Origin of the sequence: Streptomyces sp. NBC_01520 (genome assembly GCF_045040375.1) — a bacterium.
Lineage (GTDB): Bacteria > Actinomycetota > Actinomycetes > Streptomycetales > Streptomycetaceae > Streptomyces.
Window position 1 is genome coordinate 2,777,378 of sequence record NZ_CP109404.1, and the last position, 15,783, is coordinate 2,793,160.

The window sequence follows — 15,783 nt, forward strand, 5'->3', positions numbered from 1 at the left end:
CGGGACTCCTTCAGAGACGGTGGCGTCGGGCGGCGGTCTGCCGGTCGTACTCCTCGCGGGCCTCGACCGCCGACGGGCGGGTCGCGGTCTCGGCCACAGGAACATCCCACCACGCCTGTGCCGGAGGGGGCCCCGACACAGTGTCTGGCGTTCGGGTCTCGACGTAGACACAAGTGGGACGGTCCGCACCGCGCGCCTCGGCGAGCGCCCCGCGCAGCTCCCGTACGGACTCCGCGCGCAGCACCCGCATGCCGAGCGAGGCCGCGTTGGCCGCGAGGTCTACGGGGAGCGGCGGGCCGGTGAAGCTCCCGTCGGCGGCCCGGTGCCGGTAGGCCGTGCCGAAGCGTTCGGCGCCGACCGACTCGGAGAGGCCGCCGATGGACGCGTACCCGTGGTTCTGCAGGATGACGAGCTTGATGGGCAGGCCCTCCTGCACGGCGGTGACGATCTCGGTGGGGTTCATCAGGTAGGTGCCGTCGCCGACGAGGGCCCAGACGGGCCGGCCGGGTGCGGCGAGCTGGACTCCGAGGGCGGCCGGGATCTCGTATCCCATGCAGGAGTAGCCGTATTCGACGTGGTACTGGCGCGGAGAGCGGGCCCGCCACAGTTTGTGCAGGTCCCCGGGGAGCGAGCCCGCCGCGTTGATCAGGATGTCGTCCTCGGTGACGAGGGCGTCGAGCAGCCCGAGGACCTGGGCCTGGGTGGGGCGGGCGTCCGGGTCGGGGGCGGCGAAGGCCGCGTCGACGCGCCGCTCCCAGCGGTCCTTGGCGTCGGTGTACGCGGTCTCGTAGGCGGCGTCGACGTGGTACCCGCGTGCGGCGAGGGCGGCGGCGAGCGCTTCGAGGGAGGTGCGGGCGTCCGCGACGAGCGGGAGGGCGGCGAGCTTGTGGGCGTCGAAGCCGGCGATGTTGAGGTTGAGGAAGCGGACCGCCGGGTCGGCGAAGAGGGTGCCGGACGCGGTCGTGAAGTCCGTGTAGCGGGTGCCGATCCCGATCACCAGGTCCGCCTCGCGGGCCAGGTCGTCGGCGGTCGCGGTGCCGGTGTGGCCGATGCCGCCCACGTCGGCGGGGTGGTCGTGGCGCAGCGAGCCCTTGCCGGCCTGGGTGGAGGCGACGGGGATCCGGGTGGCGGCGGCGAAGGCGGCGAGGGTCTCCTCGGCTGCACTGTGGTGGACGCCGCCGCCCGCGACGATCAGGGGGCGGCGTGCGGTGCGGACCGCCCGGACCGCCTGTTCGAGTTCGTACGGGTCGGGGGCGGGCCTGCGTACGTGCCAGACGCGCGCGGCGAAGAACTCCGCAGGCCAGTCGTACGCCTCGGCCTGCACGTCCTGCGGCAGCGCGAGCGTGACGGCACCGGTCGTCTCCGGGTCGGCGAGGGTCCGCATGGCCTGCAGGGCGGCCGGGATCAGCGCCTCGGGGCGGGTGATCCGGTCGAAGTACCGGGAGACGGGGCGCAGGCAGTCGTTGACCGACACGTCTCCGGCGTACGGCACTTCGAGCTGCTGGAGCACGGGGTCTGCGGGCCGGGCCGCGAAGGTGTCTCCGGGCAGGAGCAGCACCGGGAGGTGGTTGACGGTGGCGAGGGCGGCACCGGTGACGAGGTTGGTGGCGCCGGGACCGATGGAGGTGGTGACGGCCTGCGCGGAGAGCCGGCCGGACTGGCGGGCGTATCCGACGGCGGCGTGCACCATGGCCTGTTCGCTGCGGCCCTGGAGGTAGGGCATCGCGGAGCCCGACTCGACGAGTGCCTGGCCGATGCCCGCGACGTTGCCGTGGCCGAAGATGCCCCAGGTGGCGTCGATCAGGCGCTGGCGGCGGCCGTCGCGTTCGGTGTACTGACGGGCCAGGAAGGCGATCAGGGCCTGGGCGGTGGTGAGCCTGCGGGTGGGGCGTTCGGAGGCTGGGGGCCCGGGGGCTGGGTGTCCGGAAATCGGGGGCCCGGGGGTCGGCTGTCCGGGGGTGGTGTGCGGGGTGGTCAACGGCTTCCCTCCGGGCCGGGGGTGCGGGGCGTGGTCACTGGCCGTTGCGTGCTCACGGGCCGGTCCGCGGGCCGTGGAGCGGGAGGCGGGGGTCGACGGGCTGGGCCGGCCAGGTGTCGCGGATCCAGCGGTGGCCGGGGTGGTCGCGGATCAGCCACTCGCGCTTCTCCCCCGGGCCCGCCATCACGTTGAGGTAGTACAGGGTGCGGCCGGGCGGGGCGATGGACGGACCGTGCCAGCCGTCGGGGACGAGGACGGCGTCCCCGGTGGCGACTTCGGCGAGGACGTCCGTACCGCCCTCGCGGGACGGTGAGACGCGGTGGTAGCCGAGACCGTCGCCCTCGACCTCGAAGTAGTAGATCTCCTCCAGCTCGGACTCGACGCCTGGCAGGTGCTCGTCGTGCTTGTGCGGCGGGTACGAGGACCAGTTGCCGCCCGGTGTGAGGACCTCGACGGCGATGAGGCGGTCGCACGGGAACGTGTCGGCGGCCGCGAAGTTGTTCACCTGCCGGGAGCAGTTGCCCGCGCCGCGGAGCTCGACCGGTACCTCCGGCGCGGGGCCGTAGCGAGCGGGGAGTGGTCGCTCGCACTTCGCTCCTGCCAGGGCGAAGCGGCCTCCTGCGCCGGAGGCGATCTGTGCGCGGGCGTCGCGTGGCAGATAGGCGAAATCCGTCACTGCGCCGAACACGCTTTCCCGGCCCAGTAGTTCAAAGATCTCACCTGCTGACTGCACCGTACAGGCACCGGCCAACGGGAGGACGATCCATTCACTCTCTCCGGTTACCAAGGTATGAACACCACCGGGCTCGAGCTCCAGTACACGCAGGCTCGACCGGTCCCATCCGGCTCGCTCCGGGTCGATGTCGAGGCTGTAGGGGCCGCTCGCGGCACGGTCGGACCGGAGGTGGTACCGCTGCTGCTCGTCGCGCTTCGTCATGTCCGCATCCCTACCCTTTCTCTCCCGCCCGCAGGTACTCACAACAGTCCGACGGCCGTGTCGACCGCCGCCGCCACGTCCCCGTCCCGCGGGTAGAGCAGGGACCGCCCGACGACCAGTCCCCGGACGGTCGGCAGGCTCAGGGCCCGGCGCCACTTCTCGTACGCGCCGTCCAGGTCCCCTTTGACCTCGCCCCCGAGCAGGACGGCGGGGAGGGTCGAGGTCCGCATGACCTGGGCCATGTCGTCGGGGTCCTCGGTGACGGGGACCTTGAGCCAGGTGTAGGCGGAGGTGCCGCCCAGGCCCGAGGCCACGGCGATGGAGGTGGTGACGGCCGCGGCCCGCAGGTCGGTGCGGAGCCTGCCTTCGGTGCGGTGGCAGAGGAACGGCTCGATGAAGACGGGCAGCCGGTGGGCGGCCATCGCGTTGACGGTGCGGGCGGCGGTGTGGAGGGTGTCCAGGGAACCGGGGTCGTCGTAGTCGATCCTCAGCAACAGCTTTCCCGCGTCGAAGCCCTGCTGGGACAGGTCGATCGGGCGGTGGCCGGTGAAGCGGTCGTCGAGTTCGTAGGCGGCTCCCGCGAGTCCGCCGCGGTTCATGGAGCCGATGACGACCTTGTCCTCCAGGGCACCGAGGAGCAGGAGGTCCTCCAGGACGTCGGCGCCGGCGAGGACTCCGTCGACGCCGGGGCGGGAGAGGGCGATACAGAGCCGCTCCAGGAGGCCGAAGCGGTCGGCCATGGCGAACCCGTCGTCTCCGACGGCCAGGGAGCCGCGGGCCGGATGGTCCGCGGCGATGATCATCAGGCGGCCGGTGGGGCCGACGAGGGGACGTCTGCGGCGGACCGCGGCGGCCTCGGCAATGGCCTCGGGGCGGTGCGCCCGGAGACGGACGAGATCGGCGACGGAGGCTGCGGCGGGCGAGGTCATGGGGTGGCTCCGGGGAGTCCGGGGGTTCCGTCCGGGGCGGCGGCTCCGGGAGGCCCGGAGGCCGGTGCGGGGGTTCCAGGGCTTGCTGCCGGTCCGGGGGTTCCTGGGGCTGCCGGCGGTACGGGGGCCGCCGTCGCCTTGACCGCACCGTCGGCGAGGGCTTGTTCGACCTCGTACGGGAACGGCATCGCGGACGAGCAGGCGAGGCGGGAGGCGACGACGGCCCCGGCGGCGTTGGCGTACCGCATGATGCGTGTGGTGTCCCAGCCGGCGAGCAGCCCGTGGCAGAGGGCGCCGCCGAAAGCGTCTCCGGCGCCCAGTCCGTTGACGACCTCCACGGGAAGGGGCGGGATCTCCGTGGTGGTGCCGTCGCGGTGGACGGCGAGGACACCCGCGGGGCCCTGTTTGACGACGGCGAGCTCGACCCCGGAGGCGAGCAGCGCGCGGGCGGCGGCGTACGGTTCGCGTTCGCCGGTGGCGATCTCGCACTCGTCCAGATTGCCGACGGCGACCGTGGCATGGGCGAGTGCCTCGCGGTACCGATCCGCGGGCGACTGCCCTCCGGTCCCACGGTCCGCGTCCTCCCTGTTCCTGTCCCCTCCGCCCCCATCCCCTGTGTCCCAGAACATGGGGCGCCAGTCGAGGTCGAAGACCGTGGCGCGCGGGCCCTCCGCCTCCCCCTTACCTGCCCCGCGTGCCGCACTTCGGGCGCGGAGTGCGGTGAGGGTCGCGCCGCGGCTGGGTTCCGCGCAGAGCCCGGTGCCGGTCATCCAGAAGACCCGGGCCGCCCGCACCGCGTCCAGGTCGAGCTCCTCGGCACGGATCTCCAGGTCGGGCGCCTTGGGCTGCCGGTAGAAGTAGAGGGGGAAGTCGTCCGGCGGGAAGATCTCGCAGAAGGTGACCGGGGTCGGGTACTCCTGGACAGCCGTCACCCACCGGTCGTCCACCCCGAACGTGCCGAGCTCCTGGTGGAGATAGTCGCCGAAGGCGTCCCGGCCGGTCCGAGTGATCACCGCGGTCCGGCGTCCGAGCCGGGCGGCGGCCACCGCCACGTTGGACGGCGAGCCGCCGAGGAACTTCCCGAAGGTCTCGACCCGGGCCAGCGGTACGCCGGTCTGCAGCGGGTAGATGTCCACCCCGATCCGCCCCATGGTGATCACGTCGTACGGCTCAGGCATACGTATCCCTTCGGCTGCCCCCAGGTCTAGCCCTCCTCCGGAACCCTGTCAACACTTTGTCCGGACATTCGGACGAACTCTTGACACCCTTCTCCGAGGACTGGAGGGTGGGCGATATGACCTCCTCCGTACCCTCTCCGGCCCGCATCCGCATCGGCTCGGCCCCCGACTCGTGGGGGGTCTGGTTCCCCGACGATCCACTGCAGGTGCCCTGGGACCGATTCCTCGACGAGGTCTGCGAGGCGGGCTACGAATGGATCGAGCTCGGCCCGTACGGCTATCTGCCGACGGACTCCGCCCGGCTCGCGGACGAAACCACCCGCCGCGGCCTCACCGTCTCCGCGGGCACCGTCTTCACGGGATTGCACCACGGGCCGGACGTCTGGGACCGGACCTGGGCGCATGTCGCCGGCATCGCGGCACTCACCCGGGCGATGGGCGCGGAACACCTGGTGGTCATCCCGTCGTTCTGGCGGGACGACAAGACCGGCGAGGTGCTGGAGGACCGCACGCTCACGGCGGCGCAGTGGCGCGACCTCACCACCCAGACGGAGCGACTGGGCCGCGAGGTGCGGGACCGCCACGGGCTGCGGATCGTGGTGCACCCGCACGCCGATACGCACATCGACACCGAGGAGAACGTCAACCGTTTCCTCGACGCCACCGATCCGGACCTGGTCTCGCTCTGCCTCGACACCGGCCATTACGCGTACTGCGGCGGGGACAGTGTGAAGCTCATCGAGACCTACGCCGAGCGCATCGGCTATCTGCACCTCAAGCAGGTCGACCCCGGGATCCTCGCGGATGTGGTGGCGAACGAGGTGCCGTTCGGCCCGGCGGTGGCGCGCGGGGTGATGTGCGAGCCGCCCGGCGGGGTCCCCGCGCTGGAGCCCGTGCTGGACGCCGCGCGCGCCCTGGGCCGGGACCTGTTCGCCATCGTCGAGCAGGACATGTATCCCTGCCCGCCCGACAAGCCGCTGCCCATCGCCCGCCGCACCCGCGAGTTCCTCCGCACCTGCGGCCCGGCCCGGCCCTCCGCCTGATCCCCTCCCTGCTCCACGGCCCCACCCGTCACAGCAGTCACCTCTCCGTCACATATGTACGCGTCCCGTAGGACTTGTGTCACAGCCTCGCGACGCCCCCTGCCCGGCCCGCGACCCCGTCGTTCAACGGGGCAGAGAACGCGGCGCGCAGAGTACGGGGGCAGAGAGAGGTGTCATTCATGACGGACAGAAGGCTCTGGTCGTACAAGGACATTGCCTCGCACATCCGGGTCCAGCCGGGCACCGTCCGCTCGTATCGCAAGCACGGGCTCCTTCCCCCTCCTGACGATGTCCAGCACGGGAAGCCCTACTGGTACGTGGACACCGTCCTCGCCTGGATCGCGTCCCGTCCCAGCAACCGGGGCCGCTGAACGATCAGGTCCGCTTCGCCGGTTCGATGATCGTCACGCCCGCCCCAGGTGCCCCGCCCATGGCGGCAAGTGCCGCCGGGGCGGCGTCCAGGGCGATGGTGGAGGTCACCAGCAGATCGGGCCGCAGGGTGCCGGCCCGCACCATGTCCATCATCGGCGGGTAGTCGTGCGCGGCCATGCCGTGGCTGCCGAGAATCTCCAGCTCCAGGCCGATCACCCGCGCCATGGGCACGACGGGGTCACCGGCCGCCGAAGGCAGCAGCCCTACCTGGATGTGGCGGCCCTGCCTGCGCAGGCTCCGCACGGACGCGGCACAGGTGACCGGGGAGCCCAGCGCGTCGAGCGACAGGTGCGCACCGCCACCGGTCAGTTCGCGTACGGCCGCGTCCGCGCCGGCGGGGTGCGCGGAGGCGTCCACGCACTCTGCGGCACCGAACGCCCGGGCCAGCTCCAGGGCGTGCGGTGAGACGTCGACCGCGACGACCCGGGCTCCGCACGCGACCGCGATCATCACGGCCGACAGCCCGACCCCACCGCAGCCGTGTACGGCGACCCACTCCCCCGGTGCGACGCGCCCCTGGCCGACCACGGCCCGGAACGCCGTGGCGAACCGGCATCCGAGCCCGGCCGCCGTACCGAAGGACAGCCCGTCGGGGACGGCGACGAGATTGACGTCGGCCTCCTCCAGTGCCACGTACTCGGCGAACGATCCCCAGTGGGTGAAGCCGGGCTGGGTCTGCCGCTCGCAGACCTGCTGGGCACCCGCGGCGCAGGCGGCGCACCGGCCGCAGGCGCAGACGAAGGGCACGGTGACCCGGTCTCCCGGGCGCCAGTTGTGCACTCCGGAGCCCACCGCCTCGACCACTCCCGCCAGTTCGTGGCCGGGGACGTGCGGGAGAACGATGTCCGGGTCGTGGCCCATCCACCCGTGCCAGTCGCTCCGGCACAGCCCGGTCGCCCCGACCCGGACCACGACTCCCCCTGCGGAGGGTGCGGGATCCGGGAGGTCCTGGACATGGGCCTCCCGCCCGAACTCCTCGAACACCACTGCCCGCATCGGCCCCGCCTCCCGTGGATCGGCTCCCGTGCATCGACTGCCGTGGATCCGCCGTCGTGAACCGACTGCCGTGGATCAGCTGCCGTCGGATCGGCCGCCGTGGATCGGCTGCCGGATCCGGCGAATCTACGCCCCGGCCATGATCTTGTCCCGCTCCTGGCCCTCGGGCCCGGATATCTCCTCGGCGGAAGGGTCCTCGGAGGGCGTCCGGGCCGGCTCCCCCTCACTCAGCCCGAACCGCTGATGGAAGGCGCGCAGCGGTGCCGGCGCCCACCAGGTGAACCGGCCCGTCAGCTTCATCACGGCCGGAACCAGCAGGCTGCGCACCACCATGGCGTCCATGAGCACGGCGAGCGCGATCCCGAGCCCGAGCATCTTGGTGTTGGTGACCCGTGAGGTGCCGATGGCCACCATGACCACCGCCAGGATCACGGCGGCGGCGGTGATCAGGCCGCCGGTGTGCCGCAGCCCGAACGTCACCGAGTGCTCGTGGTCGCCCGTGCGGTCGTACTCCTCCTTGATCCGGGAGAGCAGAAAGACGCCGTAGTCCATGGAGAGGCCGAAGGCGACGCAGAACATCAGCACGGGCAGGGTCGTCTCTATGTCACCGGTGCTGGTGAAGGCGAGCAGCCCGGACAGGTGTCCGTCCTGGAAGACCCAGACGACCGCTCCGAACATCGCGGTCAGGCTGAGGGCGTTGAGCACGACGGCCTGGAGGGGGATGAGCACACTGCCGGTCAGCAGGAAGACCAGCAGCAGGGTCACGACGACGATGATCCCCAACGCCCACGGCAGCCGGTCGGCTATGGCGTCCTTGGAGTCGACCAGGACGGCGGCCGCGCCGGTCACCGACGTGTCGAACGGGGCGGTCTCGACCCGGAGCTCCCTGACCAGCTGCTGGGCCTCCTGCCCGACGGACTCCCCCTCGGGCAGCACGTTGAAGTACGCGGACCCGTCACCGGTGACCGGGCCGTCGACCCGCTGCACTCCGGGGAGCGCGGCGATCCTGGAGCGGAAGTCGGCGTACTGGGCGGGCGTCGCCGCCCCTTCGGCGAGCACTTCCAGGCCGCCGCCCGGGCTGCCGGGAAAGGCGTCCCGTATGTGCTCCTGGACGACGCGGGACTCCGCGCTCGCGGGCAGCTGCCGGTCGTCCGCCGTACCGAACTTCACCCCGAGGAAGGGCAGCCCCAGCAGGACGAGCCCGACCGTCGTGACGCCGGCGAAGAGCGGCGCCCTGCGCATCACCAGTACCGCGAACCTGGACCATCCCCTGCCCGCGCCCTCGGCAGGCTCCGCCGCGGGGGACGTCCCGCCCTTGCGGCGGCGCAGCAGTTTGCGCAGGTCCAGGGAGTTGACCCGCGGTCCGAGCAGCATCAGCGCGGCCGGCAGCAGGGTCAGGGCGGCCGCTGCCGCCAGGAGCACCACGGCGATGCCCGCGTAGGCGAACGAGCGCAGGAAGTACTGCGGGAAGACCATCAGCGCCGCCAACGACACCGCCACCGTCAGCGCGGAGAAGAGCACCGTGCGTCCCGCCGTGCGCAGGGTGGTGCCGATCGCCGCCCGGGTGTCCGCACCGGCTGCGAGCTCCTCGCGGAACCGGCGCACGATGAACAGCGCGTAGTCGATGGCGAGCCCGAGGCCGAGGGCGGTGGTGAGGTTCTGGGCGAACACCGAGACATCGGTGAACTCGGTGATGCCACGCAGCACCGCGTTGGCCCCCAGTATCGCGACGATGCCGACACCGAGGGGCAGCAGCGCGGCGATCGCGCTCCCGAAGACCATGACCAGCAGCACCAGCGTCACCGGCAGGGCGATGAGCTCCGCCCTGAGCAGGTCCTCCTGGATGATGGTCTGCATCTCGTGCCGCACGGCGACGGGCCCGCCGACGGAGACCTCCACCGGGCCGGACGCGCCCCGGTAGGCGGGGGCTATCCGGTCGAGGATCTCCCCGGCGGCCTTCTCGTCCCCCTCGATCCGGGCGGCGACGATCGCCTGGTGCCCGTCCTCGGAACGCAGGGCCGGGGACGTCGTCTGCCAGTACGAACCGACGCCCGTGATCCCCTTCTCACCGGCCAGGCGCTCCGTGAGTCGGGCGGCCTCCGCGGCCACGGCGGGGTCGTCGACGGAGGCGCTGCCGCTGTCGATCAGCAACAGCAGATTGGGCTGGGAAGCGGGGAATTCACGCTCCAGCACCTGGGTCGTGTACATCGACTCGGCGTCGGGGGCCTCCCATCCGCCGCTGCCCATCCGGTCCGCCACCCCGCTCCCCGCGAACACCGCGAGCGCCGTGATCACCAGGGCTGTCAGCAGGGAGAGCCGTGGTCGCGCGGTGACGAGGCGGGTCCAGCCCCCGACACGCTCCGGGCTGTTGACTTCGGACATGGTGCGGTGTCCCCTTCACCCAGACCCGGGCAGCACAAGGCAGCACGGGTCAGTCGTTGCCACTTACACTGGCAAACACGAGACCTCGCTCGCGTTTCTTCAGAATGCGAGTGGCCTCTCGCATTTGTCAACCGCGTCTTGAAAGCTGGGGATCGACCGTGCCGGAGGCCGGAACAGGGAAGGCCGCTGCGCCCACACGGAGCAGCGAGCAGGACGAAGGGGGCGCGCAGGCCCGCGGAGCCGAGGCGGGCGGCGCGGCCAAGGACACCCCGGACGCCAAGGACACCCCGGACACCGGAGCCGCCAAGCCGCGCCGGCGCCAGGCGCGCGGCGAGGCCCGCATCGCCCAGCTGCTCAAGGCCGCCGCCAGCGTCTTCTGCGTCAGCGGTTACAACGGGGCCAGCACCAACGCCATCGCCCGCGAGGCGGGCGTCTCGCCGGGCACGCTCTACCAGTTCTTCCCCAACAAGGAAGCCATCGCCATCGAGCTCGGCGACCAGCTGCTGCACCGCTGGCAGGAGACGTACGGCACCGCCTTCTCCCCCGGTGACCTCGAGCTCCCGCTCGACCGGATCCTGGACACGGTCCTCGACCCGCTGATCGCCTTCAACTGTGAGAACCCGGCGTTCACCGTCCTCGCCCACGGCTCCGAGATCCCGGGCGTCATCACCCAGGAGCACGACGCCCTGCACGCCACGATGCTCACCAGGACCGAGCAGCTGCTCGGCGCCTACCTTCCGGAGCTCCCCGCCGACCGGGCCCACCGCATCGCGAGCATGTCCTTCACCCTCTTCCAGGCCGGCCTCGACCTGATCATGGCGCACGAGGGGGCCGAACGGGAGGCGTACATCAGGGAGTTGAAGACGGTGATGTACCGCTACCTGGAACCACTGGTCTGCGACCCGCACCTCGGACCGGCACCACAGGAAATCGATACCCCCTAGGGGTATAGTCTGTCATGTGGGTGGGCACACCGCGCCTTCCGGTGCCCCCTCATGCCACGTCCATGTGTGCCTGCGAAGAGGAGAACGACATGACCGCCGAAACCGATACCCCCCGGACCACCGGTTCCTGCTGCTCGTCCACCGGTTCCTGCCAGGACGGGGCGGCCGAGGTCCGGATCGGCGGCGTCACCGCCGTGTACGAGGTGAAGGGCATGACCTGCGGCCACTGCGAAGGGGCCGTCTCGGAGGAGATCTCCGGTATCGAGGGGGTCACCTCGGTGAAGGCCGAGGCCGCCGACGGCCGGGTGACCGTGGTGTCCGCCGCCCCGCTCCCCGAGGACGCCGTGCGCGCCGCCGTCGACGAGGCGGGCTACGAGCTCGTGGGCCTGGCCTGAGCCGTCCCGCCCCACCCTGCGGAACAGGTCCGGTGACCGGACCTGTCCCCCTCACCTTCCGTCGGGCCGGTCCGTCACCAGGACAAGCGGATACTGGTGGGGAACGGCCCGACCTGCTTCACCCAGGAGTCCGGACATGGTCAGCACCACGGCAGCCGAGGTCCCGGCGGCGGAGACCTCCCAGGCCGAGCTCACGATCGGCGGGATGACCTGCGCCTCGTGCGCGGCCCGCGTGGAGAAGAAGCTCAACCGCATGGACGGGGTCACCGCAACCGTCAACTACGCGACCGGGAAGGCCCGCGTCTCCTTCACACCGGGAACCACGCTCGACGACCTGGTCGCCACCGTCGAGAAGACCGGCTACACCGCACAGCCCGTCCTCCGCGCGGCCCCGGCGCCGCGTCCGAGCGACCCCTCGCCCCGTACCGGGGAAGCCGGGGCGACCGCCCCGGCCGACGAACCCGCCGGGCCGGCCGGAAGCACCGACACCACCAGCACCCTCGATTCCGCCGACACCACCGGTACCCATGGACCGGACCGTACGGGCGCCGCCGAGGAGAGCCCGGCCGAGCGTTCGGCCGCCGAAGCCCTCGCCGTACTGCGTCAGCGCCTGCTCGTCTCGGTGACGCTCTCCGTGCCGGTCGTCCTGATGGCCATGATCCCCGCCCTGCAGTTCGACAACTGGCAGTGGCTCTCCCTCACGCTCGCGGCCCCCGTCGTCGTCTGGGGCGGCCTGCCCTTCCACCGCGCCACCTGGACCAATCTGCGGCACGGTGGCGCGACGATGGACACGCTGGTGTCGGTGGGCACCCTCGCCGCGTTCGGCTGGTCCGTGTGGGCACTGTTCCTGGGTGACGCGGGCATGCCGGGGATGCGGCACGGGTTCGACGTCACCGTCACCCGCTCCGAGCCTGCTTCCACGATCTACCTGGAGGTGGCGGCCGGAGTCGTCAGCTTCATCCTGCTGGGCCGCTACCTGGAGGCGCGGTCCAAGCGGAAGGCCGGCTCCGCCCTGCGCGCGCTGATGCACCTGGGCGCCAAGGACGTGAGCGTCCTGCACGGCGGCGCGGAGGTACGCGTCCCGGTCGGCCGGCTCGCCGTCGGCGACCGCTTCGTCGTCCGCCCCGGCGAGAAGATCGCCACGGACGGCACCGTCGTCGAGGGCTCCTCGGCCGTCGACGCCTCGATGCTCACCGGCGAGTCCGTGCCGGTGGACACCGCCGCGGGCGACTCCGTCGCCGGGGCGACGCTCAACGTGTCCGGGCGGCTCGTCGTCGAGGCCACCCGTGTCGGGGCCGACACCCAGCTGGCCCGGATGGCCCGGCTCGTCGAGGACGCCCAGAACGGCAAGGCCGCCGCCCAGCGCCTCGCGGACCGGATCTCCGCGGTGTTCGTGCCCGTGGTGCTGCTGATCGCCCTGGCCACCCTGGTCGCCTGGCTGCTCGCCACCGACGACATCACGGCCTCGTTCACCGCCGCCGTGGCCGTCCTGATCATCGCCTGCCCCTGCGCCCTCGGGCTCGCGACGCCCACTGCTCTCATGGTCGGCACCGGGCGCGGCGCGCAGCTCGGCATCCTCATCAAGGGCCCCGAAGTCCTGGAGACCACCCGTCGCGTGGACACGATCGTCCTCGACAAGACGGGGACCGTGACCACCGGCCGCATGACCCTGGGTGCCGTCCACACGGCCACCGGGACGACCGAGGCCGACGTGCTCCGGCTCGCGGGCGCCCTGGAGCACGCCTCCGAGCACCCCCTGGCGCAGGCCGTCGCCACCGGGGCCGCCGAACGCACCGCCGCGGGCCTGCCCGCTGTCGAGTCCTTCGGCAACGTCCCCGGTCTCGGGGTACGCGGCACCGTCGAGGGGCACCAGGTCCTGGCCGGCCGGCCCCGGCTGCTCGCCGATGCGGGCATCACGCTCCCGCCGCCCCTGGCCGACGCCCTGGCGGGCGCCGCGGAGCAGGGCCGTACGGCCGTCGTCGTCGCCTGGGACGGGGAGGCGCGGGGGGTGCTGGAGGTCGCCGACGCGGTGAAGGACAGCAGCCCGGCGGCCGTCGCGGAACTGCGGGCGCTGGGCCTCAGGCCCATTCTCCTGACCGGGGACAACCGGGCCGTGGCGGACGCGGTGGCCCGCGCGGTCGGTATCGACGAGGTCCACGCGGAGGTCATGCCCGAGGACAAGGTGGCCGTCGTCAGGAGCCTTCAGGCCGAAGGCCGGTCCGTGGCGATGGTGGGTGACGGGGTCAACGACGCGGCGGCGCTCGCCGTGGCCGATCTGGGCCTGTCGATGGGTACCGGGACGGACGCGGCGATCGAAGCGAGCGATCTCACGCTGGTTCGTGGAGATCTTAAGGTGACCGCTGACGCCATCCGGCTGTCACGGCGTACGCTGTCCACCATCAGAAGCAACCTCTTCTGGGCCTTCGGCTACAACGTGGCCGCACTGCCTTTGGCTGCGTTCGGGCTGCTCAGCCCCATGATCGCAGGTGCGGCTATGGCGTTTTCGTCGGTATTCGTCGTGACAAACAGTCTACGGTTGCGCTCCTTCACGTAATTTCCACAAAGAGACTTAGATCACACCGATTCGAGGGTAACCATCTGATGGGTTGGTGAGTCTAAGAGTGCGATGCCAAGGATGTCTTGGGGGACGTCCGATGGAGTGTCTTGGGGGACGCTCCTGGCAAGCGTTGGCCGGGGCACGTGCACCGGGGAGCTTTGAGCGGCCCTCCCGTGCGTACGTACCCCGGCAGATCGCACTGCAGTACCGAACTGAATAGGCACCACCGGAAAAACAACGGGGGCTTCGGCTCCCTGCAGACGCCCGGCCGGATCCCGTGGGGGGAATCCGCTCCGGGATATGGGAAGCGCCCTGACCGTCGACCCGTGGGGGGATCGGCGGCGGGGCGTTTCTCGCTTCAGCGGCCAGGGGCCGGGCGCGCCTCGCACCGGCGCAGGGCCGGCCGGGAGGCCCCGGAACGTGAAAGAACCCCGGAACGCCGAATCGCCCCGGACACCACGCTCCGGTCAGCGAGCGTGGTACGCGGGGCGAAGGCAGTCGGCCGAAGAGGCCGGGTCGCGCGAGAGGTACTTCAGGTGGTGCGGCAGCTCCGGGGAAGCCTGGTTCAGCGGCCCTCGACCGGGACGAAGTCGCGCAGGACCTCACCGGTGTAGATCTGACGCGGGCGGCCGATGCGGGATCCCGGCTCCTTGATCATCTCGTGCCACTGGGCGATCCAGCCGGGGAGACGGCCGATCGCGAAGAGCACGGTGAACATCTCGCTCGGGAAGCCCATGGCCCGGTAGATCAGGCCCGTGTAGAAGTCCACGTTGGGGTAGAGGTTGCGCGAGACGAAGTACTCGTCGTTGAGCGCGTGCTCCTCCAGCTTGAGCGCGATGTCGAGCAGCTCGTCCGACTTGCCGAGCGACGACAGCACGTCGTGGGCCGCAGCCTTGATGATCTTGGCGCGCGGGTCGAAGGACTTGTACACCCGGTGGCCGAAGCCCATCAGGCGGACGCCGTCCTCCTTGTTCTTCACCTTCTGGATGAAGGAGTCGACGTCGCCACCGTTGGCCTGGATGCCCTCGAGCATCTCCAGCACCGACTGGTTGGCGCCACCGTGCAGCGGGCCCCACAGCGCCGAGATACCGGCGGAGATCGAGGCGAACATGTTCGCCTGCGAGGAGCCGACCAGACGCACGGTGGAGGTCGAACAGTTCTGCTCGTGGTCCGCGTGCAGGATGAGCAGCTTCTCCAGCGCCGAGACGACGACCGGGTCCGGCACGTACTCCTGGGCCGGCACCGAGAAGGTCATGCGCAGGAAGTTCTCGACGTAGCCGAGGTCGTTGCGCGGGTAGACGAACGGGTGACCGATCGACTTCTTGTACGCGTACGCCGCGATCGTCGGGAGCTTGGCCAGCAGCCGGATCGTGGAGAGGTGGCGCTGCTCCTCGTCGAACGGGTTGTGGCTGTCCTGGTAGAACGTGGACAGCGCGCTGACGACCGAGGACAGCATGGCCATCGGGTGGGCGTCGCGCGGGAAGCCGTCGAAGAACCGCTTGACGTCCTCGTGCAGCAGCGTGTGCTGGGTGATCTCGTTCTTGAAGTCCGACAGCTCGTCGGCCTTGGGAAGCTCACCGTTGATCAGCGTGTAGGCGACCTCGAGGAACGTCGAGCTCTCCGCGAGCTGCTCGATCGGGTAACCGCGGTACCGCAGGATGCCCTGCTCGCCGTCGAGATAGGTGATGGCGGATTTATATGCGGCCGTGTTGCCGTATCCGCTGTCCAGCGTGACCAGGCCCGTATTGGCCCGGAGCTTCCCGATGTCGAAGCCCTTGTCGCCGACGGTGCTGTCGATCACCGGGTAGGTGTACTCGTCATCGCCGTACCGCAGTACTACAGCGTTGTTGGTGTGCTCGCTCACGTCATCCCTCACCGACGTAGTGCCTCTTCTTCGAGGTGCCCTGACTGTTCTCCACCCTCCCCCATTTGGCTCAGGAGAGTGCACTCGGGGTCGTCCATTGGACCTACCGACGGCACTGAGTGCCGCCAACTTACTCATCCTGCCCCCT

Annotated in this window: 12 protein-coding genes; 5 read left to right on the forward strand and 7 right to left on the reverse strand. The window is 71.1% G+C overall.

Translation table 11 applies throughout. The features are described 5' to 3' along the window. Positions 1 to 10: 10 nt before the first annotated feature. The 4 genes from iolD to iolC all read right to left on the reverse strand — a co-directional run bounded on the left by iolD (position 11) and on the right by iolC (position 5,022). Positions 11 to 1,930 (reverse strand): 3D-(3,5/4)-trihydroxycyclohexane-1,2-dione acylhydrolase (decyclizing), encoded by a 1,920-nt coding sequence (gene iolD, locus OG524_RS12540; protein WP_405812452.1) that lies wholly within the window; start codon positions 1,928 to 1,930, stop codon positions 11 to 13. A 100-nt stretch (positions 1,931 to 2,030) separates the two neighbouring features. Beyond that, a complete protein-coding gene (iolB, locus tag OG524_RS12545) occupies positions 2,031 to 2,915 on the reverse strand; it encodes a 5-deoxy-glucuronate isomerase (protein ID WP_405390770.1) in 885 nt (294 codons plus the stop codon). Between the two features lie 38 nt (positions 2,916 to 2,953). Beyond that, positions 2,954 to 3,844, reverse strand: coding sequence for a deoxyribose-phosphate aldolase (locus tag OG524_RS12550; protein WP_405810232.1), 891 nt, complete (start codon positions 3,842 to 3,844; stop codon positions 2,954 to 2,956). Continuing rightward, a complete protein-coding gene (iolC, locus tag OG524_RS12555; protein ID WP_405390768.1) occupies positions 3,841 to 5,022 on the reverse strand; it encodes a 5-dehydro-2-deoxygluconokinase in 1,182 nt (393 codons plus the stop codon). The genes OG524_RS12550 and iolC overlap by 4 nt, the downstream gene beginning before the upstream one ends. 116 nt (positions 5,023 to 5,138) lie before the next feature. Here iolC and OG524_RS12560 point away from each other — a divergent pair, with 116 nt between their 5' ends. Then, entirely contained in the window at positions 5,139 to 6,065 is a 927-nt protein-coding gene (locus tag OG524_RS12560; RefSeq protein ID WP_405390767.1) for a sugar phosphate isomerase/epimerase family protein, read from the forward strand. 179 nt (positions 6,066 to 6,244) lie between these two features. Beyond that, entirely contained in the window at positions 6,245 to 6,436 is a 192-nt protein-coding gene (locus tag OG524_RS12565; RefSeq protein WP_405390766.1) for a helix-turn-helix transcriptional regulator, read from the forward strand. 4 nt (positions 6,437 to 6,440) lie between these two features. On the opposite strand, the gene OG524_RS12570 is transcribed toward OG524_RS12565, so the two are convergent. Further along, on the reverse strand, positions 6,441 to 7,493 hold the full coding sequence (locus OG524_RS12570) for a zinc-dependent alcohol dehydrogenase family protein (protein WP_384497389.1): 1,053 nt from the start codon (positions 7,491 to 7,493) through the stop codon (positions 6,441 to 6,443). Between the two features lie 126 nt (positions 7,494 to 7,619). Continuing rightward, the gene (locus OG524_RS12575) at positions 7,620 to 9,875 is read right to left on the reverse strand and encodes an MMPL family transporter (RefSeq protein WP_405810235.1); all 2,256 of its coding nucleotides are present in this window, start codon (positions 9,873 to 9,875) and stop codon (positions 7,620 to 7,622) included. A gap of 158 nt (positions 9,876 to 10,033) precedes the next feature. Here OG524_RS12575 and OG524_RS12580 point away from each other — a divergent pair, with 158 nt between their 5' ends. The 3 genes from OG524_RS12580 to OG524_RS12590 all read left to right on the forward strand — a co-directional run bounded on the left by OG524_RS12580 (position 10,034) and on the right by OG524_RS12590 (position 13,768). Then, positions 10,034 to 10,819: a TetR/AcrR family transcriptional regulator gene (locus OG524_RS12580; RefSeq protein WP_405810237.1), complete on the forward strand. Its 786-nt coding sequence runs from the start codon at positions 10,034 to 10,036 to the stop codon at positions 10,817 to 10,819. A gap of 89 nt (positions 10,820 to 10,908) precedes the next feature. Next, on the forward strand, positions 10,909 to 11,214 hold the full coding sequence (locus tag OG524_RS12585) for a heavy-metal-associated domain-containing protein (RefSeq protein WP_405390763.1): 306 nt from the start codon (positions 10,909 to 10,911) through the stop codon (positions 11,212 to 11,214). 136 nt (positions 11,215 to 11,350) lie between these two features. Next, on the forward strand, positions 11,351 to 13,768 hold the full coding sequence (locus OG524_RS12590; RefSeq protein WP_405390762.1) for a heavy metal translocating P-type ATPase: 2,418 nt from the start codon (positions 11,351 to 11,353) through the stop codon (positions 13,766 to 13,768). 568 nt (positions 13,769 to 14,336) lie between these two features. On the opposite strand, the gene OG524_RS12595 is transcribed toward OG524_RS12590, so the two are convergent. Beyond that, the gene (locus OG524_RS12595) at positions 14,337 to 15,635 is read right to left on the reverse strand and encodes a citrate synthase (RefSeq protein ID WP_405390761.1); all 1,299 of its coding nucleotides are present in this window, start codon (positions 15,633 to 15,635) and stop codon (positions 14,337 to 14,339) included. Between the last annotated feature and the right edge of the window lie 148 nt (positions 15,636 to 15,783).

What these genes read in the sequence shown, in the direction of transcription:
- iolB (WP_405390770.1), bottom strand. Translation starts at nt 2,915, where the DNA reads ATGACGAAGCGCGACGAGCAGCAGCGGTACCACCTCCGGTCCGACCGT.
- OG524_RS12550 (WP_405810232.1), bottom strand. Translation starts at nt 3,844, where the DNA reads ATGACCTCGCCCGCCGCAGCCTCCGTCGCCGATCTCGTCCGTCTCCGG.
- iolC (WP_405390768.1), bottom strand. Translation starts at nt 5,022, where the DNA reads ATGCCTGAGCCGTACGACGTGATCACCATGGGGCGGATCGGGGTGGAC.
- OG524_RS12560 (WP_405390767.1), top strand. Translation starts at nt 5,139, where the DNA reads ATGACCTCCTCCGTACCCTCTCCGGCCCGCATCCGCATCGGCTCGGCC.
- OG524_RS12565 (WP_405390766.1), top strand. Translation starts at nt 6,245, where the DNA reads ATGACGGACAGAAGGCTCTGGTCGTACAAGGACATTGCCTCGCACATC.
- OG524_RS12570 (WP_384497389.1), bottom strand. Translation starts at nt 7,493, where the DNA reads ATGCGGGCAGTGGTGTTCGAGGAGTTCGGGCGGGAGGCCCATGTCCAG.
- OG524_RS12575 (WP_405810235.1), bottom strand. Translation starts at nt 9,875, where the DNA reads ATGTCCGAAGTCAACAGCCCGGAGCGTGTCGGGGGCTGGACCCGCCTC.
- OG524_RS12585 (WP_405390763.1), top strand. Translation starts at nt 10,909, where the DNA reads ATGACCGCCGAAACCGATACCCCCCGGACCACCGGTTCCTGCTGCTCG.
- OG524_RS12590 (WP_405390762.1), top strand. Translation starts at nt 11,351, where the DNA reads ATGGTCAGCACCACGGCAGCCGAGGTCCCGGCGGCGGAGACCTCCCAG.